This is a genomic window from Pseudanabaena sp. PCC 9330 (assembly GCF_055795045.1).
This window is the reverse complement of record NZ_JAYFES010000115.1, coordinates 646346-670266: the sequence shown is the minus strand read 5'-3', so window position 1 is coordinate 670266 and position 23921 is coordinate 646346. Positions and strand designations below refer to the sequence as shown.

17 protein-coding genes are annotated in these 23921 nt (G+C 60.7%); 6 read left to right on the top strand and 11 right to left on the bottom strand.

Features of this window, described 5'->3' with window-relative positions; genetic code table 11:
• Positions 1–49 precede the first annotated feature (49 nt).
• From AC0QKW_RS20245 to AC0QKW_RS20230, 4 genes are all read right to left on the bottom strand, one after another.
• A complete protein-coding gene (locus tag AC0QKW_RS20245; RefSeq protein ID WP_473152895.1) occupies positions 50–2341 on the bottom strand; it encodes a cellulose biosynthesis cyclic di-GMP-binding regulatory protein BcsB in 2292 nt (763 codons plus the stop codon).
• A gap of 130 nt (positions 2342–2471) precedes the next feature.
• Positions 2472–3758 (bottom strand): family 8 glycosyl hydrolase, encoded by a 1287-nt coding sequence (locus AC0QKW_RS20240; RefSeq protein WP_473152894.1) that lies wholly within the window; start codon positions 3756–3758, stop codon positions 2472–2474.
• Between the two features lie 94 nt (positions 3759–3852).
• Positions 3853–6255: a tetratricopeptide repeat protein gene (locus AC0QKW_RS20235; RefSeq protein WP_473152893.1), complete on the bottom strand. Its 2403-nt coding sequence runs from the start codon at positions 6253–6255 to the stop codon at positions 3853–3855.
• Positions 6252–7658 carry a carbohydrate porin gene (locus tag AC0QKW_RS20230; RefSeq protein ID WP_473152892.1) on the bottom strand — a complete coding sequence of 469 codons (1407 nt, stop codon included), beginning with the start codon at positions 7656–7658 and terminating at the stop codon, positions 6252–6254. The genes AC0QKW_RS20235 and AC0QKW_RS20230 overlap by 4 nt, the downstream gene beginning before the upstream one ends.
• An 830-nt stretch (positions 7659–8488) precedes the next feature.
• On the opposite strand from AC0QKW_RS20230, the gene AC0QKW_RS20225 reads away from it, so the two are divergent.
• Positions 8489–9271, top strand: coding sequence for a hypothetical protein (locus AC0QKW_RS20225; protein ID WP_473152891.1), 783 nt, complete (start codon positions 8489–8491; stop codon positions 9269–9271).
• 16 nt (positions 9272–9287) lie between these two features.
• Here the strand turns inward: AC0QKW_RS20225 and AC0QKW_RS20220 are convergent, their stop codons facing one another.
• Positions 9288–9815, bottom strand: coding sequence for a pentapeptide repeat-containing protein (locus AC0QKW_RS20220; protein WP_473152890.1), 528 nt, complete (start codon positions 9813–9815; stop codon positions 9288–9290).
• 7 nt (positions 9816–9822) lie between these two features.
• Here AC0QKW_RS20220 and AC0QKW_RS20215 point away from each other — a divergent pair, with 7 nt between their 5' ends.
• Positions 9823–10077, top strand: coding sequence for a hypothetical protein (locus AC0QKW_RS20215; RefSeq protein WP_473152889.1), 255 nt, complete (start codon positions 9823–9825; stop codon positions 10075–10077).
• 155 nt (positions 10078–10232) lie between these two features.
• Positions 10233–10628, top strand: coding sequence for a response regulator (locus AC0QKW_RS20210; RefSeq protein WP_473152888.1), 396 nt, complete (start codon positions 10233–10235; stop codon positions 10626–10628).
• Positions 10629–10637: 9 nt separating this feature from the next.
• Here AC0QKW_RS20210 and AC0QKW_RS20205 read toward each other — a convergent pair whose 3' ends face one another.
• The gene (locus AC0QKW_RS20205; protein WP_473152887.1) at positions 10638–14720 is read right to left on the bottom strand and encodes a PAS domain S-box protein; all 4083 of its coding nucleotides are present in this window, start codon (positions 14718–14720) and stop codon (positions 10638–10640) included.
• 686 nt (positions 14721–15406) lie between these two features.
• On the opposite strand from AC0QKW_RS20205, the gene AC0QKW_RS20200 reads away from it, so the two are divergent.
• Complete coding sequence (locus tag AC0QKW_RS20200; RefSeq protein ID WP_473152886.1) at positions 15407–15820, top strand: phage holin family protein; 414 nt, start codon at positions 15407–15409, stop codon at positions 15818–15820.
• 339 nt (positions 15821–16159) lie between these two features.
• Positions 16160–17419, top strand: a complete 1260-nt coding sequence (locus AC0QKW_RS20195; RefSeq protein WP_473152885.1) for a glycosyltransferase family 2 protein — start codon at positions 16160–16162, stop codon at positions 17417–17419.
• A 224-nt stretch (positions 17420–17643) separates the two neighbouring features.
• Here the strand turns inward: AC0QKW_RS20195 and AC0QKW_RS20190 are convergent, their stop codons facing one another.
• From AC0QKW_RS20190 to AC0QKW_RS20175, 4 genes are read right to left on the bottom strand one after another with little or no spacing between them, the layout of a single operon-like run.
• Positions 17644–18237 (bottom strand): SAM-dependent methyltransferase, encoded by a 594-nt coding sequence (locus AC0QKW_RS20190; protein WP_473152884.1) that lies wholly within the window; start codon positions 18235–18237, stop codon positions 17644–17646.
• Positions 18234–19016 carry a PIG-L deacetylase family protein gene (locus AC0QKW_RS20185; protein WP_473152883.1) on the bottom strand — a complete coding sequence of 261 codons (783 nt, stop codon included), beginning with the start codon at positions 19014–19016 and terminating at the stop codon, positions 18234–18236. The genes AC0QKW_RS20190 and AC0QKW_RS20185 overlap by 4 nt, the downstream gene beginning before the upstream one ends.
• Positions 19004–20263: an acyl-CoA dehydrogenase family protein gene (locus AC0QKW_RS20180; protein ID WP_473152882.1), complete on the bottom strand. Its 1260-nt coding sequence runs from the start codon at positions 20261–20263 to the stop codon at positions 19004–19006. Before AC0QKW_RS20180 ends, AC0QKW_RS20185 begins: the two co-directional genes overlap by 13 nt.
• A 15-nt stretch (positions 20264–20278) precedes the next feature.
• On the bottom strand, positions 20279–21757 hold the full coding sequence (locus tag AC0QKW_RS20175) for an alpha-amylase (protein WP_473152881.1): 1479 nt from the start codon (positions 21755–21757) through the stop codon (positions 20279–20281).
• Between the two features lie 192 nt (positions 21758–21949).
• Here AC0QKW_RS20175 and bioF point away from each other — a divergent pair, with 192 nt between their 5' ends.
• Positions 21950–23149 (top strand): 8-amino-7-oxononanoate synthase, encoded by a 1200-nt coding sequence (bioF, locus tag AC0QKW_RS20170; RefSeq protein WP_473152880.1) that lies wholly within the window; start codon positions 21950–21952, stop codon positions 23147–23149.
• A 149-nt stretch (positions 23150–23298) separates the two neighbouring features.
• On the opposite strand, the gene AC0QKW_RS20165 is transcribed toward bioF, so the two are convergent.
• Entirely contained in the window at positions 23299–23841 is a 543-nt protein-coding gene (locus AC0QKW_RS20165; RefSeq protein WP_473152879.1) for a hypothetical protein, read from the bottom strand.
• Positions 23842–23921: the final 80 nt, after the last annotated feature.

Below are 23921 nucleotides of genomic sequence, written 5' to 3'. Positions count from 1 at the left end.
CAAAACGTCAGGACAAAGCGTCAAATCACGCCTCCACCCACCCATTCATCTACTCCCCATCACTCCGCCGCAGGTACGACTGCGCTGCCCCGTACAGCAGCAGGGCCAGGGCCACAGTGCCAGGAACGATCAAGAGCCAGTTGTGGCGGGTGACTTGCCAGAGCCAGGGGTAGGAGGCGGTGGTCGCCAGCTGCACCGTGGGGGTCTGACGCAGGGTGGCAATGCGGTAGTGGTTGCTGGTGTAAGGGTCGGGGTCGGGTACCTGGGCGCTGACCAGCACCGTATCGCCGTCGATCTGGTAGAAGAGGGGGTCGTGGCGCAGCAGGTCGGCCACCTGGGCCAGACCGATGTCATCGCGACCGCTGAGGGCCAGCACTAGCCGCTGGGAGTTCCAGGGGGAGATGACTGACTTCATCAGGCCTTCGCCGTCGGGCAGGGGCTGCACCTGGGTGGTGCCCCACTGGCGAGTGCCGCTGCCGCGCAGGGCAAAGCCGTTGTCGGTGAGTAGCTCCGGCAGGGGAAATCGGGGCTGGGGGCCGATCGCCACCAGGTGCTTTTCATTGCGATCGCCCTCGGGTAGGTCGCTCTGTTGGTAGACCGCCAGCTGCACCGAGTCAGCGCGGCTGAGGCGGCCCAGGCGATCGGCCAGCTCCAGCAGCACGGCAATGTCGGTCGAGCTGGGCGCGTCGGGGACGACAACAGCGGTGGTGGACAGATCTTGCGGGGCGGTGAAGGGGTAGCCGGTTTTGAGCAGATCTAAGTCGGGCAGACTGGTGACGGCGGTGCGGTTGAGCTTAAAGCTGGTGTCGCTGTGGATGGTGCCCCACAGCTGCTGGTCGGTGACCCGGCTGCACGATCGCCGCTCGCGAGGGTCAAGGCGAAAGTTGACGTGCAGTTGGGAGGTCGGGGTAATGCGATCGCCCGGCAGATCGACCACCAGGGTGCGGCGATTTGCGCCCTTGACCTCGGTCAGCCGCTCACCCTTGAGCGAGACGCCGTCTAGCTCCACATCTACCATAGAGGTCAGGGGGTTGACCTGGGGGCCATAGCTGTACACCAGACGCATTTGGCTGCCCCGCTCTAGGCGATCGTCGGGCAGCGCCTTAAAGTCAACGGCAATGGCCGGAGACTGAGACCCCCGCACCGTGACCTCATCTAGCGGCTGGCGAGTAGAGGTAGAGAGGTCGGTGAGCAAAAAGCTGTCGGCTTCCGGCAGGTAGCCCGGCCACTGGCGGGGCGAGGGGGAAGAGACTGCTCCAGCCTGGTGAACTATCAGCCCGTGGCCCGTAGCGATCTGCCGATCTTGGGGCTGCACCAGATACTGCACCGCCTTGGCCACCCCGGCCTCGCCATTGCCGCTGACCACCAAAACGAGGGAACGGTCATCGGCAGCGGTGGCCCACATCAGCAGCCCCGCATCGTCAGGCAGCGGGGTGCCATTCTCATCGACAAACTGCCCGTCGGCGAGGGCAAAGGGCAGAGTTAGATCGGCGAGACTGGGCTGCTGGGCGGGGGTGCCCAAGACCACCAGCTTTTCGTCTATCTCCAGATCGGTCAGGTCAGCTACCAGACGGCTGTCGAAGGGGCGGTAGTGGGCGGTGCGGCCCAGGTAGGTTTGCAGCCGTGCCGTCGCCGTCAGCCAGGGGGTGTCAGCGGCAGCGGGTTGCAGGTACGCCACTCGGTTGGTCTCCAGACTCAGCACGTCAAACAGCGGGTAAGGAAACTGGCTAAAGTCTGGCGTTACAGCCTGGGGCTCGTAGTCAAACACTAGCTTCGAGTCGGGCAGCACCTCGGTCCACAGGGAGGGGTCGTAGGGGTCTTGGGTGCAGGTGGGCGAGTTGTTTTGCAGCACCGCCACCACCAGCTCATTGTTGTCTTGCAGCAGATCGATCGGGATCTCCATCACCGCGTCGCCAATGTCACCCATGGGCTGGTTGAGGGGCAGACTGCCAATGTTGGTGTCGTTGACCAGTACCGTCAGGTTTGAACGGGTGGCGTAGAGGGCGGCAGAGTGACGATAGCGCAGCAGCACTTTGACCGATTGTGGATGCCAATTGCGGGGCCGGGTAAAGTACAGCCGCTGCTCGTCGTAGATGCCGCTAAACCGCAGCCGATTGCCCACCACCGCACTGCGGTTAAACTCCAGCACGTATTGGCCAGGGTCGCCGGGGGCGATCGCCGGAGCAGCGGGCAGATCGCTGGGCAGGCTAATCTCCGCCAGGGGCAGAGCGTCCTCGCCGCTGGGGGCATTTTGGGCCAAGAGCGGTTGCCCGGTGATGAGCACCAGGGTGACCAGGTAGATCGCCAAACGGCGGCGGGCGCGGGGAGAGAGGGGAAGCATGGGTAAAAAGGTGAGGGAGGTGGGGAGATGGGTAGGGGCGCACCGCTGTGCGCCCGCCCAGGGGAGATGGAAAAAATAAGTGACCAATCCCCTCGTGGGAGGGGCAGGGGCTTCTAGGGAAAAGATGACGTTAGGGAGAGCAAACACCTCCAGCAGCGGCCTGCAGGCGATCGGGCGACACCTCCAGGGGCAGCAGGCCAAACCAGGCCAGGTTTTGGGTGTAGTAGGCGATGTCGCTGTCCCAAAAGCCCTTGTCGTAGGCGGGCTGGAGTTTTTGCTGAAGGATCTGATCGGCAATTCGCCCCGGCAGCGCCCCCTCCACCTGCACCAGGGCCAGGTAGAGCATGGCGTAGTGGGCCGTGGCTTCGTAGCTGCTTTCGGCACCGCCGTCGAGGGTGATGCGGGCGGGCAGACGGCCATCCCGCTGCCAGCGGCCCATCAGCTCCGGCAGCCGGGCTTCGAGGTAAGCCTGGGCGCGGGGTTCGCCAAACCAAGCCGCATCTTGGGCCACCCGCCACCAGACCCGAAAGGCATCAAAGCTGTAGCGGCTTTGCAGAGCGTGGTCGAGGGGCAGCTGGCCGTAGGTGCCCAGGGCGGGGGTGTAGGCCACCCAATCGGGGGGCAGCCCGGTAGCAGAAAACTCTCCCAGGTCGGCCAGCAGGGTGTAGCCGCTGTCGATCAGGCTCTGCCAGTCGCGGTCTGGGTCTAGCTCAGCAAACAGCCGAAAGCTAGCGGGAGCAAAGTACGACGGGTTGAGAATCACCTGGGCAGGCTCCAGGCGAAAGTCTTCGGCGGGGCCGGGAATGAGTTGTCGGGTGCCGTCGGGCAGGGCCAGGGTGCCGTGATTCCAGATGTCGGCCAGCAGGGCGCGGGCTTCGTCACGGTACTGGGGGCAATTCCAGCGATCGGCGGCGAGAATCAGGGCAGTGGCGGCGTCGATGTCGGCGTCGGTGGCAAAGTTAGAGTCGAGGGTGCCCCAGCTGCCATTGGGCCGCTGGCCCCACTTCCAGGCCCAGAGGCGGTCGGTGGGTTGCCCAGCTTCGTCTACGCGGGCCAGGTTAGTTTTGGCCCAGGTGTAGGTGCGATCGAAGGTGACGGGGTCGTTGATGGCGACGGCCCGCAGCATGGCGTAGGCCTGCCCCTCTGAGACGGTGCGATCGCCGTCTTCGCGATCAATCACCCGCCCATCGGTTTGGATAAAGCGATCGCGGTAGGCCCGCCAGCTCTCTAGCAGTTGGTCATTGTGAATGCTCTCGACCGGTAGCGCTAGAGCAGCCTCGGCACCCGATGCCAAACAGGGGCAGGCGAGGCTCTGCTGGGTGCAGCCGGGGGCCACCACCGCCAAAACCGTTACCAAAGGCAGTATCGAGAGCAGCAGGGGTCTGGGCAATAGCCGCAGGAAAAAGAATCGAGCCATAGTGGTCACCGAAAAGGGTGGATGGGTGAATCGTGAATCACCCCAGGGCTTAGGGTGGGCACGGCCCACCCTGCCCTAAAGCTTTAGGGCAGGATCAATACCGTTCCCAGCCCGGCTGAAAGCCCCGGCGGCGCAGCAGGTCAAACTCCACCTCTTGGGCTCGCTGCTCCAGGTTAGCCGGAGCGGCCTCGGGGGGAATTTGGCGCAGTTGCTCCAGGGCCAGCTGCCGCTGGTCGTCGGCGATGTTGAGCTCTGCGATCGCATATCGAGCCTCCCAATCGTCAGCCTCTAACGCCAGCACCTGGTCGTAGAGGGCACGGGCCGCAGGCAGGTTACCCTGCTGAAACTGCACCCCCGCTAGGGCACTGAGGGCACCGATATTGTCAGGGTCCTGGGTCAACACCCGCTGGTAGGCAGCGGTGGCTAGGGACAGATCGCCCTGCTGCTGGGCCAGCCCACCCTGCCAGAAGTACACCGTGATGTCGTCGGGGTTGGCGGCGATCAGCGACCCCAGCTCGGCCTGGGCCTGGGCAGGGTCGGTCTGGGCCACCAGCTCAATAGTTCGCCAGCGCAGCCACAAGTCGCCAGGTCGCTGGGCTAGTAATGCTTGGTAGAGGCTGGCGCGATCGCCATCGGCAGGCAGAGCCCCCACTAGCTCAAACAGCTCAGTCGGGGCCGAGTCTAAGCTTTGGGCTCCACTCTCGGACACCTGCCAGGCCGCTAATGTTGCCGCCGCTTCGGCAGCAGGGATCTGCCCGGTGCGGTAGGCCAGCAGGGCATAACCCAGCGGCAGGGTAGGATCTTCAGGGTAGGTGGCCAGAGCCTCGGTGTATATGAGGGTTGCGGCCTGGGGCTGACCTTGCAGAGTGCGCACAAACCCCAGCCCCCGCAGAGCCTCGGCGGTCACCCTGGCCCCCGGCTGGGCAGCCACCACGGCTTCGTAGCGCTCAGCACTGGCCTCCAGATCACCCAGCTGGCGCTCTAGGTCGGCCAGCAGCAGATCGGTACCCCAGTCGCCCTGGCCCACTGGCGTCAGGCGGTAGGTCTCCAGAGCGTTTCGCGCCGCCTGTAGATTGCCCTGGGCCAGGTGCATTTGGGCGATGCGGTAGGTGAGCAGAGGCGCATCCACCGCCATAGCAACGGCGGCATAGACCGGCAGCAGGGCCGGATCAGGGTTGTCGATGGGCATTAGCGCAGTGGCCATGGCCCGCTGCTCAGGCTGGGATGGGGGCATCGGATCAACCAGCGGCAGGATGGTTGCAGCCGCCTCAGAGGCGCTGGCTCTCCCCAGGCGGTAGGCCAGTAGGTCAGCTTTGACCGCCAGGCTGGCTACGGCGGGGTTTTCTTGGGCCAGCTGCTCCACCATCTCCAGGGCCACCGCTTCTGTATCGGGCCATTCGCTCAGCACGTCGGCCACCTCTACCCGCAGGCCGTAGCTGGGGGCTGGGGTGGCCGCCAACGCCTGGCGATAGAGCACCGTAGCCTGCTCAAACAGATCGGGGAGCTGCTGGCGGCGAGCGATCGCACTGTAGGCACGGGCCAGGGCCAGCCCCGCCTGGGGTTTTCCCTCCAGAGGAGTCAGGAGAGCCAGCGCTTGGTCGGTCTGGTCGCTAGCATCGTAGGCGTTGGCCAGCCCGGCCCGCAGGCTGAGGGAGAGATCGTCGGTGCGCTCCGGCAATCGCAGCTCTGGCTCCAGCAGGGCGATCGCCCCCTGGACATTGCCCGTCTCTTGCAGCGCCAGGGCATAGGCGGGCAGCGCCTCGGTGGGGAATGGCCCCGTCTGCCTATAGCGGGTGAACAGCGCCAGCGCCCCGCTGTAGTCACCGCTAAAGGCGTAGATCTGCGCGGCCCCCAGCAGAGTCTGGGGCGAGGGGTTGCGAGCCAGTAGGCGGTCGTAATCGGCGAGAGACTCGCTAAAGCGGCCTTGGTAACCGTAGAGCAAGGCCCGCTGGCTCAGCACCGCCGTATTTTGAGGATTTTGCCCTAAAAGTCGGGTCAGGGCGCTAATTCCCTCCGCCTGCCACTCGGGACGATAGCCCCCCAGGGTGCCGATCGCCTCCAGCGCCACGGCATTCTCGGGGCTGACCTGGAGCACTGCCTGGTAGGCCACCCAGGCGTCGGCATCGCGGCCCGCCCGCTGATAGGCGATCGCCAACCCCAATCGCGCCTCTGGGGAATTTGGCTGCTGGCGCAGGGCCGCTTGGAAGGCGGCGATCGCGTCATTCATCCAGCCCCGTTCTAGCAGGCTGTAGCCCGCGCTTGTTTGGGGCGATCGCTGGGCTAGGGCGGGGCTGAGTAAGGCCAGTTCTAGGCCAAGACCGAAGGCTACGGCTAGCAGGAAGATTCTCAGTGGGCCAAAGCTTCTAGGGATCCCCCCGGTTGCTCTAGGGAAGAGATTCCCTCGGTCGCCCCCCTTTCCCAAGGGGGGCGTTTTTGGGCGATTTTGAAGTCCATCACGGCCCCCCTTTCTCAGGGGGGTGGGGGGGGTCGTCTTCATTCTGCTGTCCTCCGGAATGGTTGCCACCTGAGGTCGTAGCGCACCCGCAGACCCAGGTAGGTCTCGCTAAAGCCGTTGCGCTGCTGCACGCTCACCCCGGCCCGCAGGTGATCGATGATCTGGGCGTCGTAGAACAGCTCCCACACGTCGGGGATGCCCCCCTGCTGGAGATCGCTATTCGAGAGCTGGCGACCGTAGCCCAGCCCCAGGCGATCGCCGGGCAAAAACACATCTAGCCCGTTGGCCCCCAGGCTAAAGGTCTGGCCGCTGGCCCCCAGGGTTTGGTTGCTGTACCAGCCGTAGCGGCCAAAAAAGCCCAGCCTCAGCTCTGGGATAAAGGCCTCGGCGTTGAGGCCAAAGCCTGTCTCGCGATCGCCTGGCAGCGCCCCAAACTGACCATTGCCCCGATCGATTGCCCCCAGTTCCGCAAAGCCATCCTGACGGCCAGCATCGACCGAAGACACGTAGGTGCCCCGCACAATGGCGTTGCCCAGGCGCACCCCCACCTCCCCAGCAAAGGAGTCGAGGGCAAAGCTGCCCAGGCTGCGATTGGCCGAAAAGGTCGTGGCCGTCAGCGAGACCGCATCCACCGGCATCCAGTTCACCAGGGCACCGGGGCGCGAGGCCACATTGGCCGTGGCCAGGGCCGGGTTGGTTTGAAACACCGGGTTAAAGAAGTGGGTGAGCGAGTCTTTGGCAAAGCTGTTGCGATCGAGGTAAGAGGTCAGGTCCATCAGCCCCATCGTCAGCCGCAGTTCGGGCACATTGGCGGGCGAGGCGGTCAGGTACAGCTCGTTCAGGCGCAGCCCGGTCTGGTCGCTGTCTGAGAAGGCCTGCCCGGTGCTCAGGTCGGCGGTTATACCCGCTAGCACCGAGGGGCTGAGCACGTAGATACCGCCCCCCCGCAGCCGGGCCGACAGGTCATATCCAGTTTGCAGATAGGCCGCCTGCACAAACACCTCCGATCGCTCCGCCGGGGCTACACCCTGGGGCAAATTCAGAGAGGTTTCGGGCTCTAGGGTATCGGCCTGGGCGATCGGGTCTGGCGGCTCAGCATTGGCGGCATCAGGCAGGGCCGCCGCTGAGAATAAATCTGGGTCGTCGGGGGCACTGGTCGAGGGTCGAGCCGCTGGGGCAGTCGCCTCATGGTCCAGGCCAGCCAACGCCCTCTCTGGGGCTAAAAATGCCGCCTCTGGCTTGGCCACCTCAGGCTTAGCCACCATACCCAGCCCCAACTCGCCAGACCAAACTGTCTCGGCGTCGCCCGTCGCCGGGGGCGATGCTCCCTGGCCCCAGGCAGGCGATGGGGCCGCAGTTAGCGCCGTGGCCAATGCGATCGCCCCCAGCGCCCACCCATTCAGCACCCATGGGAGCGCTATCCAAGCACCCAAAGAAAAATTCATAGAACACTCAAAATAAGAGAAAAATAGTCGAACCAGACTACCTCTGCCCCACGTTAAAACCAGGGTCAGCGTTGATAACTAAAGGCCAGACCGCCCGTGAGACTAAGCAGCCCAAATAGGGCACTCAACCTCATGTGCTGCGGATGATTGCACCTAAAATAGTCAGCCAAAAATGGTTGCCCAAAGACACCAAAAGCTGTCAAATCAAAGCTGCACACCGCCACTAAGGCAGAGCAAGAGTTATCTAGAAAGTCAATTAACGAGACCAAGACAAAGGCTTGATCAGCCCATGAATGTGTCGAAAAAACTAAAGGCTAAACCTGAGTATTCAGTGACGATATATCAAGCCCAGCTTAAGACCTGTAGGTTTTCTACAGGTAGAACTCCATATCTAGGCTTGAATCAGGTTTAGATCAGGGTCGAGACGATTTCAGTCGGGTGATTGATAGAGCAGTGGCCTAGGCGCGATCGCCCCAGAGGACAAGTCACCGTTGCCATTAGTCTATCTATAGGAGCTAATCACGATTAGGTAATGGGTTAGCCAAACACTTAGCGCTACCCCTTACTACAAAGCGAATTTACTCTGTCAGGACAGAAATTCAAAAAAATGTGGACATCATAGATCTCTGTAGAGAGTTCCAAATTTTGCCGTTGCACCGCAGGCAGAGACGCTTACCTATGATTTGATCATACTCAGTAGCCCCCTCTGAGAAAGTTTCTGAGAAAGTTGCAGATTGCGCTCTCGCCACCCTCGACCACCCGCCAAATCAACCGTTCCGCTCTTGCCCCATCTACGCTCTCTCCCAGGCCTACTTACCGACATCTCGCCCATGACTCCGCGACCAAGACAAACAACGTCTCTATTGCTGTCGATGCTGGTGCCGATCGCCGGTGCTGGGTGCCAACAGACCCTGCGATCGAGCCCTGCCCCCGTGTCAGCAACAACCACACTCACCCTAGAGGCCACCCCCCTCGAAAATGGCAAGTTTGCCCTCACTGGCACCACCAACCTGCCCGACAACACCCAACTCACAGCCCTGGCCCTGCGCTACTGGGTGCCCGCTGGGGCAGAGGCTCCAGATTCAGCAGATGCTATTAATCCATCGACCCAGACTGCCGTCGGAAAATTGGCCCCCAGCCAGCAGCCCCTCTACTCAGTACTCGACTACCAGCCCGTAACCGTGACCAAAGGGCAGTGGTCAGCCCAGATCCAGCTCTGGCAGGTGGCCGCCGACGGTCGCTACCAAGAGCCCTGGCAGGCCCAGGCCGAGAGCCTCAACTTGACTGCCATCCCCCACGACACCGTGCAGTTTGCCATTACCCTGGCCCCCGATCGCCTGGGGGCCGTCTTGGATCAGGTGGGGCGACAGCGGCTGGCCGGGGTGCTGCGGGTCACCGCCGACGGCGAACCCTTTCTCTGGGCCGATCAAACCCTGCCAGCAGCTCTGCCTCGGGGGCAGACCACACCCCCTGCCGACCTGCTGGCTCGCACCAACGGCGGTTGGGGCGATCGCCATGTGCTAGTGCCAGAGCCACCGTTGCCCTATACCCTCACCCCAGAGAATGCGCGGCAAACCGACCAGCCTCTCACCTTTGATGAGCTGCTGCGGTAGGTGCTGTCATCTCAGGTTATTTGAGAGCCGGGCACTGGGAGTCGCGAGTTGTGCCGTCGGGCATGATCGTCTGACAAAATTTTGCTCCCGTCAGGTTGGCACCGGTCAAATTGGTGCCAGTCAAATTGGTATAGCGGAGGTTGGCCCAGTAGAGATTGGTGTGGCTGAGGTCGGCATGACTGAGATTGGCCCCCTCAAGATTGGCGTGGCTGAGGTCGGCATGGTCGAGGCGACTTTCGCGCAGGTCGGCATTGATCAGGGTCAGCCGATGGCCTTGGGCTCGGTGCAGGTCGGCCTCGCGCAGCACAGCATGGGCCAGAGACGCATGCCTTAAGTTGGCTTGACCCAGATTGATTTGGTAACCGTCAATGTGGGTGAGATCGGCCCGGTTCAAGTTAGCCCGAGCCAAATTAGTGCGTCGCAGATCGGCCTGGGGCAAATGGACTGAGGCCAGGTCTAGCCCTTGCAGGTCTAGACCATGGAGGTCGCGGGCACCAGCTTGGTAGTAGCGGTTGACCAATTCTCGCAGAGTAGCTGGATTCATCGTTGCCATGCCCTCACAACAACAGGGGTATGACGCTGGGGCCATGGCTCTATTGTCTCTCTGCGATCGCCCCAGCGCATCAAGCATTACAAGAATGCTACATTTCCCTGGCCTCAGCGGTTCTGGCCTCAGGCCTAGAGCCGGTACCACCAGCACCAGCACAGGGGCTGCGACGGCAGACAGGGGGCGATCGCCATACAACTCGCCCTCCTGGGGCAAGGCGCTGCTGATTTTAGAGATGACCGATTGCTGTAGCTATTGAAACTCGTTCAAATGTTGGCAAAGTAGTACTGCCATTCTGCAACAACTGCGTCAGCAAGTTGGCAAACTAAGCATAAATCTCTATCTTGGGTGCGACCTGATTATTAAAATAAAAAAATAAGATAGCAGTATTGGATACCTTTTAATAATTAAAAAATGTTTACCACGCCCGAGCCATCTAAGTTTCATATCTTGGTGGTAGACGATCTCAGTGACAACCGCTTTTTGCTGCAGACCGTCTTAGAAACGGAAGGATACAGGGTTGATACAGCCGAAGACGGGCAGTCGGCCCTAGCCAAGATCCAGGCGACACCACCCGATCTCATCTTGATGGATGTGATGATGCCCGACCTAAATGGCTATGAGGTGACCCAGCAAATTCGTCAAAATGCTAGCCTGCCGACTATGCCTATTTTGATGGTGACCGCCTACGACGACACGGTACACCATCAAAATATGACCGTAGAAACCAATGGATTTATCCGCAAGCCCATTGACTTTAATCAGCTATTGACTCAAGTTGCCCACCTGCTAAGCGTCGGTGTAGCGTAACAAACCCATCTACAACGACTGCATGAGAGTCGCGATCGCCCCTAGCAGTTCCTCAGCCTCAAAGGGTTTGCTGAGATGGCACTCAAAGCCAGCGGCCAGAGCGTTTTGCCCATTCACGTCGCCAGCATAGGCCGTCAGGGCGATGGCCTTAAACGGCAGCGCTCCGTCCTCAGCGGCATGCTGAGCCACGATCTGCCGCATCAGTATATAGCCATCCATATCGGGCATACCGATATCGCTAATCAGCAGGTCGATATCTAAGTTGGCCAACAGGGTGAGGGCTTCGATCGCAGAGCCAGCGGCGGTAACGATCGCCCCTGCCTGCCCTAAAACAAACACTACCAAGTTACGCGCATCGGCCTCATCGTCTACGACCAAGACCCGTAGATTGTCTAGCCTGGTAGGCAGAGCCAGGGGATTTGTCGGGTTAGCTGGCATCTGAGCCATGCTCAGGGCCTGGCGCAGGAGCGGTAGCCTGACGGTAAACGTGGCCCCCTGGTCTTCGCCGGGGCTATCGACCGTGATGGTGCCACCGTGCAGCTCTACCAGCTGTCGCACAATTGCCAGCCCCAGCCCCAGCCCGCCAAACTGCCGCGTAGTCTTGCTGTCAGCCTGGCGAAAGCGCTCAAAGATGTGGGGCAGCACCTCTGGGGTAATGCCTTTGCCCGTGTCGCTGACCGTGATCTGAGCTTGAGCGGCCCCGCCCTCACCCACGGCCTCAAGGCGCACCGCCACCCGGCCCCCCTGGGGGGTAAACTTGACGGCGTTCGAGAGCAGGTTCCACACCACCTGCTGCAAACGACCGGCGTCGCCCAGCACCCGACCGAGGTTTGGGTCAACCCAGGTGGCGATGGCAATGGCCTTGGCCTCTGCCGCCAGCCGCACGGTCTCTAGGGCAGATTCGAGCATGATCGACAGATGCACCTCTTCCACATTGAGGGTGAGCTTGCCGCGCAAAATCCGCGATACATCGAGCAGGTCTTCGATCAGCTGGGTTTGCAGCTTGGCGTTGCGCTCAATGGTCTCTAGGCCCTTGGTCAAAATTTTGGGGTCGTGCTGGCGAGTTTGCAATAGCTGGGCCCAGCCCAAAATCGGGTTGAGGGGCGACCTCAACTCGTGGGAGAGCACCGCGAGAAATTCATCCTTGGTGCGGTTGGCGGCTTCGGCTTCGCTGCGGGCAGTTTGTTCGGCCTGGTAGAGTCGGGCATTGTCGGTGGCGATCGCCACCTGGTGGGCAATGTTTTCAGCCAGAGCCAAATCGACAGGGGCATAGGTGCGGTCTGACTCGGCGGTAATAAACGAAATCGCCCCCAGAATTTGCCCACGCGCGATCAGGGGGGCCACAATGCAAGACTTGAGCCCCAACGCCTGCAACTGCTCAAGGTGGTCGGGGCTGTGGGCGATCGCGTCTAAGGCCTGGGCAGGAATGTTGGGCACCAGCTGGGTTTGGCCAGCGCGCAGCAGCGTGACCATGCCCTCGCTGTCATCCATCGCCGAGTGCTGGTGCAGTTGCCAACCCAGAGCCACCATGGCCGGGTCTGTATGGGCGATCGCCACGCGCTCGATCGCCTGATCGGCGTGGAGCAGATCGATCACACACCAGTCGGCAAAGGCGGGCACCACTCGGTCGGCAACCTGTTGCAGGGTGTCGGTATGGTTGAGCAACGAGGCCAGGGTAGTGCTGATATCCACCAGCAGCGCCGAGCGAAACTGCTCAGCCTCAGCCTCTAGTCGGGCCGCCTGCTCGCGGATGAACTGGGCGCGTTCGGTCTCAGCTAGCTTGCGATCGGTGATATCAAAAAACGAGGCCACCACCGCAGAGGGCTGGTCGCTGTCAGACTGAAACAGCGGTCGGGCATTGATCGAGATCCAGGTGAGGGTGCCGTTGGGTTTGCAGACTCCCATCACCACGTTGGTCTGGGGTTTCCCGGTGCGCAGAGTGACCATAGCCGGGTGCTCGTCTCCAGAGAAGGGCGACCCATCTTCATGAATCGAGGCCCAGCGCGCATCGAGGGAGGTACGCCCCATCATCTGATCGGCGGTCAACCCCAAAATCTCTTCGGCACTGGCATTGCAGGTAAAAATTTCGCCGTCAGCCTGCTGCAAGACAATGCCTTCGGCGGCGGTCTCAATCACCGATCGGTAGCGTTCTTCTGACTCTTGCAGCACGGTCTCGGCCTGCTTGCGCTCGGTAATGTCGCTGATAGAGGCCACCACATGGGTGATCTGGCCCTGGCTATCGACCATGGGCGAGGCGTTGATGCAGAGGATGGTGCGGCTGCCGTCGGCATGGGCAATGGATTGCTCGACGTTGTAGACGGCTTGGCCGGTGCGCATCACCTGGGCAAAGGGCAGATCGGCTTCGGCCACGGGCTGCCCGTCAGCATCGGTGATCTGCCAGGCCACGTCGTTGTAGGTGCGCATAGCCAGATCGCTAACCGACAGGTGCAAAATCTTTTCGGCGGCGGCGTTGGCGGTCACCAGTTGCCCCGTCGCATCGAGAATCAAAATGCCGTCGGGAATGGTTTGAAAAATGCTGGAAAGCTGAGATTCTCGATCGCGCAGCGTGTTTTCCATCTCTTTGCGTTCGGTGATGTCGTGCATCACCACCACGGCCCCCAGCCGATTGCCGTTGAGATCGGCGATCGCCCGCCCGCTGGCCAGCAACGCCCGCACCTTGCCCCGCTGCGGCGCAATTACCATCTCAGCATTGTGGATAATTTCGCCCTGCAACGCCCGAAACAGCGGAATGGCCTCCTTGGCCATGGGGGTTTTGCCATCGCTCAGGTAGAGGTCGTAGTAGTCGGCCCACTGGTCGGCGGGCAGGGGGTGCTCGGGCAACCCATGAAAATCGCAGGCCGCTTTATTAAACAGGGTCAAAATGCCCTCGCTGTTGCAGGCCACAATGCCCGCCTGCACACTGTCGAGCAGCACTTGCAGCGTCTCTTGATCTTTTTGTAGGGCGATCGCCGTCTGCTGCCGCTCGGCACTCTCGCGCCGCAACTGCTGGTTGGTCGCAGACAGCTCTGCCGTGCGCTGGGCCACCAGCTGCTCTAGCTCGGTTTGCATTTGCTGCCGGGCCGCATCGGTGCGCTGGCGATCTAGCTCTGTAGCCGTGCGCAAGGCAAAAATAGGCAGCAGGGTTTCGGCCAGGTGCACATTGGTTAAGGGCTGGCGATGCATAATGCCCAGCAGCCCAATGGCCTGGCCCGCCCCGTCAAAGCAGGGCACCGCCGCATAGCTCTCGATGCCCAACTGGCCGAGCATCGGGGCGCGCGGAAACTGCTGCTGCACACCGCTGGGGTAGCAGCACAGCTGGCGATCGCTCAGCACTTTAAAGCAGGGGCTATGGCGCAGGGGATAGTCGAAGTTGTCGGCAATGGTGCCCTGGGCGCAGACCGCCAGGGTTTGCATGGTCTCACCGTCGCTGACCAAACCAATGTAGGCGTAGTCAACCCCCAGGGTTTTAGTAAAGCGCTGCACCAGGGTTTGCAAAAAAGCATCCCCCGTTTGAGTCGCCACATCCTGGGTTACCTCTACCAGGGCCGACTCAATCTCCAACACTTTGCGGGCATTGAGACGCAGATCTAGGGCATCCATTACCATGGCGGCCAGGTCGGCCAGCAGCGATCGCTGCTCAGCCTCAAACGCCTCCCGGGGCTGGGTATCTAGCACACACAGCGTGCCCAAAACAAAGCCATCGTGGCTGACCAGGGGCATACCGGCATAAAAGCGTATCCCCGCTTCTCCCTGCACCAAGACATTTTGGCTAAAGCGCTGATCCTGCTGAGCATTGAGAATCACCAGGCCATCGCTCGATTGCAGGGCCAGACTGCAAAAGGCCCCATCGCGCGGCACCGATTCCTTAGCGATGCCGTAGCACGACTTAAACCACACCCTCGACTCATCGACCAGAGAAATCAGGGCCATGGGAACGTCAAATAGACGCGCTGCCAGGGTAGTGATGCGATCGAAGGCAGCTTCTGCAGGGGAATCGAGAATGTTGTATTGCCGCAGGGCTGCTAAGCGCTCAGCCTCATTTTTGGGTACTGGGGCTGAGGGCCATAGCGGCTTAGAGAAGGCATCAGCCATGGGGGAACGCAACCATCAACAGGGGTCAAGGCAAGATAAGACCATCAGACAATCACATCCTACCCGTTTTCCACCCATGGATATACCAGCTAAAGCCGTGAATAGGGCGATCGCGATAGAGCTTAAAGAAGGGTCATTTTATGCGATCGCAAACTTCTTATGTCTAGCAAAATATTGACAGCTAATCACATTCCATAGCATCCTCCCTAGGGAATACTTTAAGCCTATGCCAAGGCCAGAACAGGAGCTGTAGCTTTCCTATCGGTAGACTTCTACATGAGGAGTTATGTGCGGTTTAGATCGGGTGAACGCAGCCCCAGCGATCGCCGTCAGTTCGACCCTAGGCAAATGACGACTGACGATCGCTGACTAACCGCAATAAAATTACTCTTCCCAAAATTTATTAGCAGACCGCTTTCTCTACGGCCAGCACTCCCTTTTTCAGCAGTTTTCTTAATCTATCCCACTGAATCTGTCTAACAGTAGACGAAAATCATTGAGTCAATCTTTAACTTAAAAGAACAGGCCGGTTAGTTAGTGCCGCCATTCCAGACACTGACAAGGCACTGTTTTTTTGAGAGGAGATTTTGTAGCAGTAGGCTCAACCTGAGCGTAGCCGACTACAGGATCTAAAAAACCTTTTTGTTTGCTCACCTCTGACATCACCCTGAGAGTAGGAAATCACCATGTGGAGTATTTTGTTATCCGGGCTGGCTACAGCCCTCAGCCTTCTAGTCGTTGATTTAGTTGTACCTGGTGTCACCATCTCTACCCTGACGGCGGCGGCGATCGCGGCTGTTTCGGTAGGTGTGGTCAATGCCTTTGTTAAACCCGTGCTGCAAACCCTGACCCTACCCTTGAATGTGGTTAGCTTTGGAGCATTTTCGCTGATTGTCAATGGCCTTTGTCTGTGGCTAGCCTCCACCGTGGTGCCTGGGTTTTATGTCCAGGGCATCATTGGCTTTTTGCTGGGGCCAGTGGTGTTGTCAGCGGTCAATACCTTTATTGGCAGCTACTTCGACAAAAAAGCCCCGGTCTTTCTTAAGTCTGGGTCTCAAACCAGCACTGAGCTAACCACCGACAGCTCGGCTCAATCTTAAGGTCCCTGGCCTAAAGGTCCTGGCCTAAAGTGCCGAGACAAAGCGCAACAACAAGGGTTTCTCCCGCAGATAGCCAGTTTGATCGGGCGATCGCATCAGAGAAACCCTTTTTTATGGTTGCTCCCGGCCACCCACGCTTTCTGATCAAGGGTGGCACCCCCTAATAACGGCCCGTTGAGCAGGTTGCCCAACCACAAGGCATCGAAAATTCAACGACTTTAGCCGCCGTAGATGGGGCACTGCCCACCCTTGGTGAAACCATTTTCCAGCAGCCCCTCCACCGCCGTTCAATCGACTGGCATGTCAGCGTTCTATCTACCTGTTGCAGAAAGGATCGGTATGCAAGGCAATTGCTTGGAAGCAATTCCTGTTTTATCTCCCCCGCCCCCAGACCCACCTTCGCCAACGGGGCCTGTCTCCCGATGGCGCGCCTCTGGTCAGGTGAGTCGGCCACCGTCGCTACAAACCCAGGTATCTGTGATTGTGCCCGTGCGCAACGAAGCCGAAACCCTGCCTGGCACCCTGCGGGCGCTGGCCGATCAGGTCGATTTTGAGGGGCAGCCGCTGGCCCCTGACAACTATGAAATCATCGTCTTTGCCAACAACTGCACCGATCACTCCGCGGCCCTGGTGCGGCAGTTTGCCCGGCAGCATCCCCAGGTGCAGCTGCATCTGATCGAGCAGACTCTGCCGCCAGATCAGGCCCACATTGGCCGCGTGCGACAGATCTTGATGGATGAAGCCTACCAGCGGCTGCGGTGGATTGGTACGCCTAGAGGTGCGATCGCCTCCACCGATGGCGATAGCCGGGTTGACCGCCATTGGGTCGCCGCCATACGACACGAAATCGATCGCGGTGCCGATGCCCTGGGCGGGCGCACCGTCACCGATCGAGCCGAACGGGCTGCCCTCGATGCCGCTACCCGCGCCACCTACCTGCGCTTTGTGGGCTACCGCTATCTGATCAAACAGCTCGAAGACTACCTCGACCCCGACCCTTTTGATCGCGCCCCCCGGCACTATCAATTTTTTGGCGCTAACTTTGCCGTCACCTACGAGATGTATGCCGCCGCCGGGGGCATGCCCCCACTGCCCACCGCCGAAGATGTTGCCTTTCATCGCGCTTTGGTGCGGGTGGGGGCCAGGGTGCGCCACAGCCCGCTGATGCGGGTGACCACCTCAGCCCGCCAGTGCGGTCGCGCCTCTCTGGGGTTGGCCGATCGGCTGAGTCAGTTTCAAAGCCTGGGCCAAACCCGGCAGGCGTTTTTAGTTGAGCCTGCCGCCGCCATTGAGGCCAAGCTGCTAGCCCGTGGCGATCTGCGGCGCTACTGGCAGCAGTACTCTACCGGGCAGCCGCTGTCGGTGCTGGCCCCCCCACAGCTGGTGCAGTTGGCCACCCGTTTAGCGGTGCCTATCGCCGCGCTACGTCAAGCGGTCGAGCTAGCGTCGACCTGGGGCGACCTCTACCAGCGCGTAGAGCAGTGCCAGCAAGATGCTGATCTATGGCAGCAGCAGTGGGGCACGGTAGCGATTGAACGGGCGATCGCCGACCTGCGCCTGCGCCTTTACCACCTGCGCCAGACAGCTGACCATGCCTAACCTGAGTTCAGCATCAGCCAATCCTCTAAGCAACCTAGCTATCTGACCCCGCCTCGGCGGGGTAGGGGTGGGTTATTTGCGACAAAAAAGTCTTTATCCCACAAGCAGAAACTCTTTTGTCGTCAGCATTTTGACCCACCCCGCCCTCCGGGCACCCCGCCGAGGAGGGGACGGGGCCAACGTTTCCACGGCCTAAGGTTTGATCGAGCTGACGTTGATCTACCTCATACCGCCTTGGCGTAGAGATCGAGCCGGTAGTCGTCGGTGCGGTGCCCCAGCAGATGGGTAAGCCGCGAGGCTGCAAAATTGTAAAACGCATTGTGCACGTCATCGCCGCGCAGGGGATAGCGGGGCGCTTCGTGCAGCCAGTGCACCAGCAGCAAGTGTCCCCCCGGCTGTAGCGACGCATAGATACGCTGCTGGGCTAGGTGCAGATCGGCCCAGCACCAGTAGTAGCCCACCTCAGAGAGCACCACCAGATCAAAGCGATCGGTAGGGTAGTCCTGGGGCACATTCATAATTTGAAAGCGCACCTGGGGCAGGTGTTGGCAGCGCTGTTTGGCCTTGGCCTGGGCAATGGGAGACAGATCGACCGACAGCAGCGCGTCGCAGTGGAGGGCGAGTTGCTCGGTGAGCACCCCAATCGAGCCGCCAATTTCAAAGGCCGAACGGTATCGCCGCTGGGGTAAGGCAGCGATGGTCGCGGCATATTTCGCGGCTTCGTACTCACTGGTCTCAAACTGCCAAGGGTCGGGGTCAGCCTCATAGAGCTGATCAAAAAAGTCGGCCCCTAGCGATGGCAGCGATGGATCGGTCATGGGGCAAGCTCCAAAAAAAGTTCCCACGGGTTGAGAAAGGTGGCGATCAGCTCTGGAGCGAGGCGAAACCCGGTGGGGTCATCGTGAATCAGATCGGTAGTCTGGGAGCGGTAGCAGGCGATCGCCTGGCGCTTGACCTCTAGGTAGGGGGCAATATCCAGCCGCCAGGCCTGGTAGCGGGCATCTAGCGGCTGGCGCTGCTGGGGGTCCCAATCCCAAATTGGGTACTCAATCAGCCGGGGGCGCTGGGGCAGACTGGCGATCGCCGCTTGCACCAGGCTCCAGGTAGCCCGATGGTCACGGTGGGGGTCGTGCCGGTAGGGCACAAAAATTGTGCCGGGGGCAACCCGGCGCAGCTCAGCGGTGCAGCGCTCTAGAGCCACCTGGACGGCGGCGGTTTGGGGCGGCCAGGGGCTGACGGCGGGCACCGAGCCATCAGGCAGCCCCAAAAACGTCACCTGCTCAGCCTCTACCCCCAGCACCGCCAGCGCCAACCGGGTCTCAGACTCGCGCACCTGCCGCAGCCGAGGGGCTGGATATGCTCGGGAATTGGGATGAGATCGAGTGCCATCGCTCACCACCAGCACCTGCACCGCCGTGCCGCTGGCCCGCAGTCGGACGATCGCACCGCCGCAGCCCAGGGTCTCATCATCGGGGTGGGGGGCCACCACCAAGACCGGATCCTGTACCGTTAGCGATTGCATGGGCAGCGCCTCTGGAGTGGCCAGGGGTGAGAATGCCAGTTTTTCAGCGGTTATTTCAGCGGTTATGGGTGCCATAGATCCTCCGCTGGAGCGGTCTGCGACAGCACGTAGGCTCCGGCTCCGGCGATCGCCGCATCGTAGGCGGGCTGCCGCAGGTAGAGAGTCAGATCGCGCAGCACCCGCTCTAGAGGGGCGGGGGGCAGCAGTCCCCGCGTGCCTACCGATCGCTGACAGAGCTGCATCATATCCATACAAATTTGCTCGATCGCCGTGCGCATCATATTGGCGTAGGCCAACAGCTGCGCCTGCCGAGGGTTTAAACGCTCCGGGTCGCCAGCAAACTGGGCGTCGTAGGCGGCGATCTGGTCGGCAGCCCCGCGCAGCCACAGCTGGCCCGTCTCTAGGGCGATCGCCATCTGCCCCAGCCGCTCTTGTTGAGAGGGGTGGTCAACCCGACCCAGCGACTGCAAATACTGCCGGGTCAGGTCAAAGATGGCCTCGGCCCCGCCCAGCTGCACCGCCGCAAACCGCACCACCCCCGCCGTCAGCCAGGGCTGCCGCAGGTAGTCACCGGGCTGGCCAATCAGATCGTCGGCCCCCAGCTCAACACCGGTAAAGTCAATTTTGTAGCTGGCGGTGGCCCGCATGCCCATGGGCTGCCACCAGTCTCGGTTCCACTGGGTGCTGACCTCATCCATCGGCACAATGGCCATCTGCCAGGTACCGTCGGGCAGTTTGCCGTTGACAAAGGGGCGATCGACATAGCCCGCCCCTGAGCAAAAGGTCTTGGCCCCCTCCAGGCGATAGCGTTGGCCCTGCCCATCGCCCCCCACGGGCACAATGCTCAGGCCCTCGGCATCCTCGGCATTCCAGACGCCAAAGATTTTGTGGCGATCGCGCACCGCCTGCCCATAGCGCTCGATCTGCGCTGCCGTGCCAAAGGTTTGAATGATCTGGAGGGCGTTGACGTGGCCCTCATACACCCGCCCCACCGCCAGATTGCCCAGGCCAATATGCTGAAGCGATCGCAGCAGATCGTAGGTGGTCGAAGCCTCAATGCCCAACCCACAACCCCCCAACTCCGCTCGCAGCGGGGCGACCAAAAACCCTGCTGCCGCCAACCGCCGGAAAGACTCTACCGGAAAGGCCTCTGGGCGATCGACCGCCGTTGCTTCGGCGGCAAAGTTCTCCGCTAGCTGGGCCGCAAGCCGCACCAGATCTGCGCTCCTCGCCACCACCGGCGGCAGCGACCGATCAGCTGCGATCGAAACCCCTCCCGAAATCACGCCTGCCACCCCGAAGCCCTCCCAGATCAGCAACAATCCCTAACTGCCCCCTCAGTCCTTCGGTACCCACACCGACACCGACCCGGCTGCGCAGCTAAACTCAGCCCAGCCTTCATCGTTAGTCGTCACGGTTTCCTGAATGTGCTCGGTGATGTCGTAGTAGACGCAGTTGGGCTGACCCACCTCCATCCACTTGCGGCCATCGTCGCCGTTGGTCAGCACCACGGCCATGCCGCCGGGGTTTTCGTCATTGCCGAGGCGAGTCCAGCCGACGGTGCTGGGGTGGTCAAAGTAGTCGTACTGGTCGCCAAAGGCGTAGGTACTGCGCACGCACAAAAATTTGTCGATCAGCCAGCGGTGGCTGTCGAGCCAGACCTCGTATTCGCCGCCGTCGTTACCGGTGTCTTTGTAGTGAGCCCCGTAGTAGTCGGCGTAGAAAATGCAGGGATAACCGTCTTGCCGCAGCAAAATCAGGGCGTAGGCCAGGGGCTTGAACCAAGGCTCCACCACCGACTCTAACGATTGCAGCGGCTGCGAATCGTGGTTATCGACCAGGGTGACGGCCAGGGCGGGCTGCTCTTTCACCAGGGTATTGTCAAAAATGGTGGTGAGGTCGTAGTCGCCCCCGGCCTTGCTGGCCTCGCTGAAGTTATAGTGCAAAGGCGCGTCAAACAGGTGCACGTCGCCACCGGTAGTGTCAATAAAGTGGTGCAGCGCCTCAATTTCGTAGGACCAGTACTCGCCGACGGCAAACAATCTGCGTCCGGCGGTTTTGCGACAGTGCTCTAGCCACTTGGGAAAGAACCCGGCCCGCACATGCTTGACCGCATCGAAACGGAAGCCATCTACCTGGGTAATCTCGGTATACCAAGCCCCCCAGGCTTTGAGAGCCTCGCGCACCTCGTCTGACTCCATGTCGAGGTCGCAGCCCATCAGGTAGTCAAAAGCACCTTTTTCCAGGTCTACATTTTCGTCAAACGACTTGCCTTCAAACAGGTAAACGGCGTTGTAGTCGGGGTTATTTTCGTCATAGTCAACGGCGTCAAAATGCCACCAGTGCCATTCCATGTCAGAGTATTTGCCCTGGCGACCGGGAAAGGTGAAATGAGTCCACACCTTTACGGTGCGGGGCTCGTCAATGGGTTCATGGCGGTTGTCATCGCTCATGGGGGTGGCTGTGACTTCCTCGGCCTCATCGCCGCCCAGCATATGGTTAATCACCACATCGGCATAGACCCGAATGCCTGCGTCTTTAGCTGTTTTGATCGCCTGAAGGTATTCGTCTTTAGTCCCGTACTTGGTGCGAACACTGCCCTTTTGGTCAAATTCTCCTAGGTCGTAGAGGTCGTAGACGCTGTAGCCCACGTCGTAGCCGCCCGCATTGCCCTTGTAGGCGGGGGGCAACCAAACCGACGTAATGCCTGCCTCGGCCAAGTCTTTAACGTTCTCAGCAAACTCATTCCACAGGTTGCCGTCGGGCTCGTTATACCAGTGGAAATATTGCATCATGACGCCATTGGGTTCAGACATAACCCCTAGTCTCCAAAGGTTGTAAAAAGGTTTGATCGAAACAGTGCCGCGCTTCGGCTGGGTAATCTAGTCGATTTGACTGACAGGAAAGCCAAGGCCTCACGCTAGACTTGGCGTTGGATTTGGTTTAGCTATGAAATCATGGCAGATCAACCATCATTTCCCAGTCTGCCTACGGAGATATTTCCACCGATGACCGAGACCAAAAGTCATCCCTATGGCTGGCTCGATCGATCGCTGGCAGCCCTGCACCGCGCCCACCGCTATCGCTCGGTGCAGACCGTTGACGGCATGGCTGGGCCAACGGTGCAGCACCAGGGGCAGACCCTGGTAAATTTTGCCAGCAACGACTATCTGGGGCTGGCCAGCGACCCCAGGCTGGCCGAGGCGGCGATCGCGGCCATTCACACCTACGGCACCGGCAGCACGGGCTCGCGTCTGCTCAGCGGCGATCGCCCACTACATCGGGAGCTAGAGCAGGCGATCGCCGCCCTCAAAGGCACCGACGATGCGATCGTATTTAGCTCGGGCTATCTGGCCAATCTGGGGGCGATCGCCGCCCTCGTCGGCACCCCAGATCTGATCTTGGGCGACGAGTACAACCACTCCAGCCTGAGAACCGGGGGCAAAGCCAGCGGCACTACGATGTTGGACTATCGCCACGGCGATCTGACCCACCTGCAAGCCTTGCTGGCCACCCACCGCGATCGCCATCGCCGCTGCCTGATTGTCACCGACAGCGTCTTCAGCATGGACGGCGACCTCTGCCCGCTGCCAGAAATACTTAAGCTAGCCGACACCTATAACGCCATGGTGCTGGTCGATGAAGCCCACGGCACCGGGGTGTTTGGCGATCGCGGTGCTGGTGCGATCGCACATTTGGGCTGCGTCGGGCAGCCCCTGGTGACGGTCGGCACCCTGAGCAAGGCCCTGGGCAGCCTAGGCGGCTATGTAGCCGGTTCAACGGCGCTGATCGACTTTCTCCGCAACCGGGCACCGGGGTGGATCTACACCACCGCCCTCTCCCCAGCCGATGCGGCAGCGGCCCTGGCAGCGGTGCAGATAGTACAACAAGAGCCTCAGCGTCGTCGGGCTCTCTGGCACAATGTAGCGCTTGCGATCGAGCAAATTGATCAGCTCTTAACCCAGGCCAAACCCTCAGCCTTGAGTTGGCGACGGCTACCCTCAGCCTCACCGATTATTTGTCTAGAGGGGTCGTCAGCAGCAGCAATCATGGCTGCTAGTCAACAGTTGCAACAGCACGGTCTGTGGGTTGCCGCAGTGCGCCCACCCACGGTGCCCACCAGTCGCCTGCGCCTTACCCTGATGGCCACCCACGATCGCAGCCACCTCGATCGCCTACTAACGGGGCTCCAGAAGTTGATCGGCTAAGCAGCAGTAGCGATCGGCCAGGCCCAACCATGAAAAAACCTGTGGTCTCTCGTACCGACACAGGAGACTACAGGGATATTTCTACTCACCGTGGCTTGGGGCGTGGCGTCGAGCCAAGACCGGCGTTGAGCAATACAGGTCTAGAACACCTAGCCCAGCAACGTAGCATAGTCTGCACTGACGGTGGTGGTAGTGCGAGGCTGCTGCATCCGCTGTAGAGCAGAGCGAGTCCAGAGTGAGTCGGCCTGCCCTGCCGAGGCCTTGCTCTCAAGAATGTAGGGCATGTCTGACAAGGCTTCTAGATTTAACCCATGGGGCTGGGCCAGCGCCTTGAGAATCCAGGGTAGGGCATCGGGCAGCTCTGCCCCCACCAGCGTGAGATAAAACTGGCAGGTACGGTTGTGGCGGCGAGTGCCCCGGCCAGCCCCCGCCCCCATAAATAGCTCTGCCCCAAGGTTAACCCCCACCCGGAGCACCAGAGGGCGATCGGGCAGCAAAACATCTGGGGCAGAGTGCCCGTACATGCACAGGTAGTTTGAGCGACCCTCACCATCTAACCAAGACACCCGGGGCAGAGTACTGGCGTAGGATTTTTCTCGGGTAATAGTGACAGCGGTACCAAGGGCATCGGCGAACGAGGCATAAAACTGCACACGCAGTTCTGAAACCTGCTTTGCTGACTCGGGAAGCATGAGCCGGTCTCCTGTACAAACGATCAAAATAACCGAAAAATCCTAGCCAGAAGGCCTGAGAAAATGCCCAGGAAAGAAGC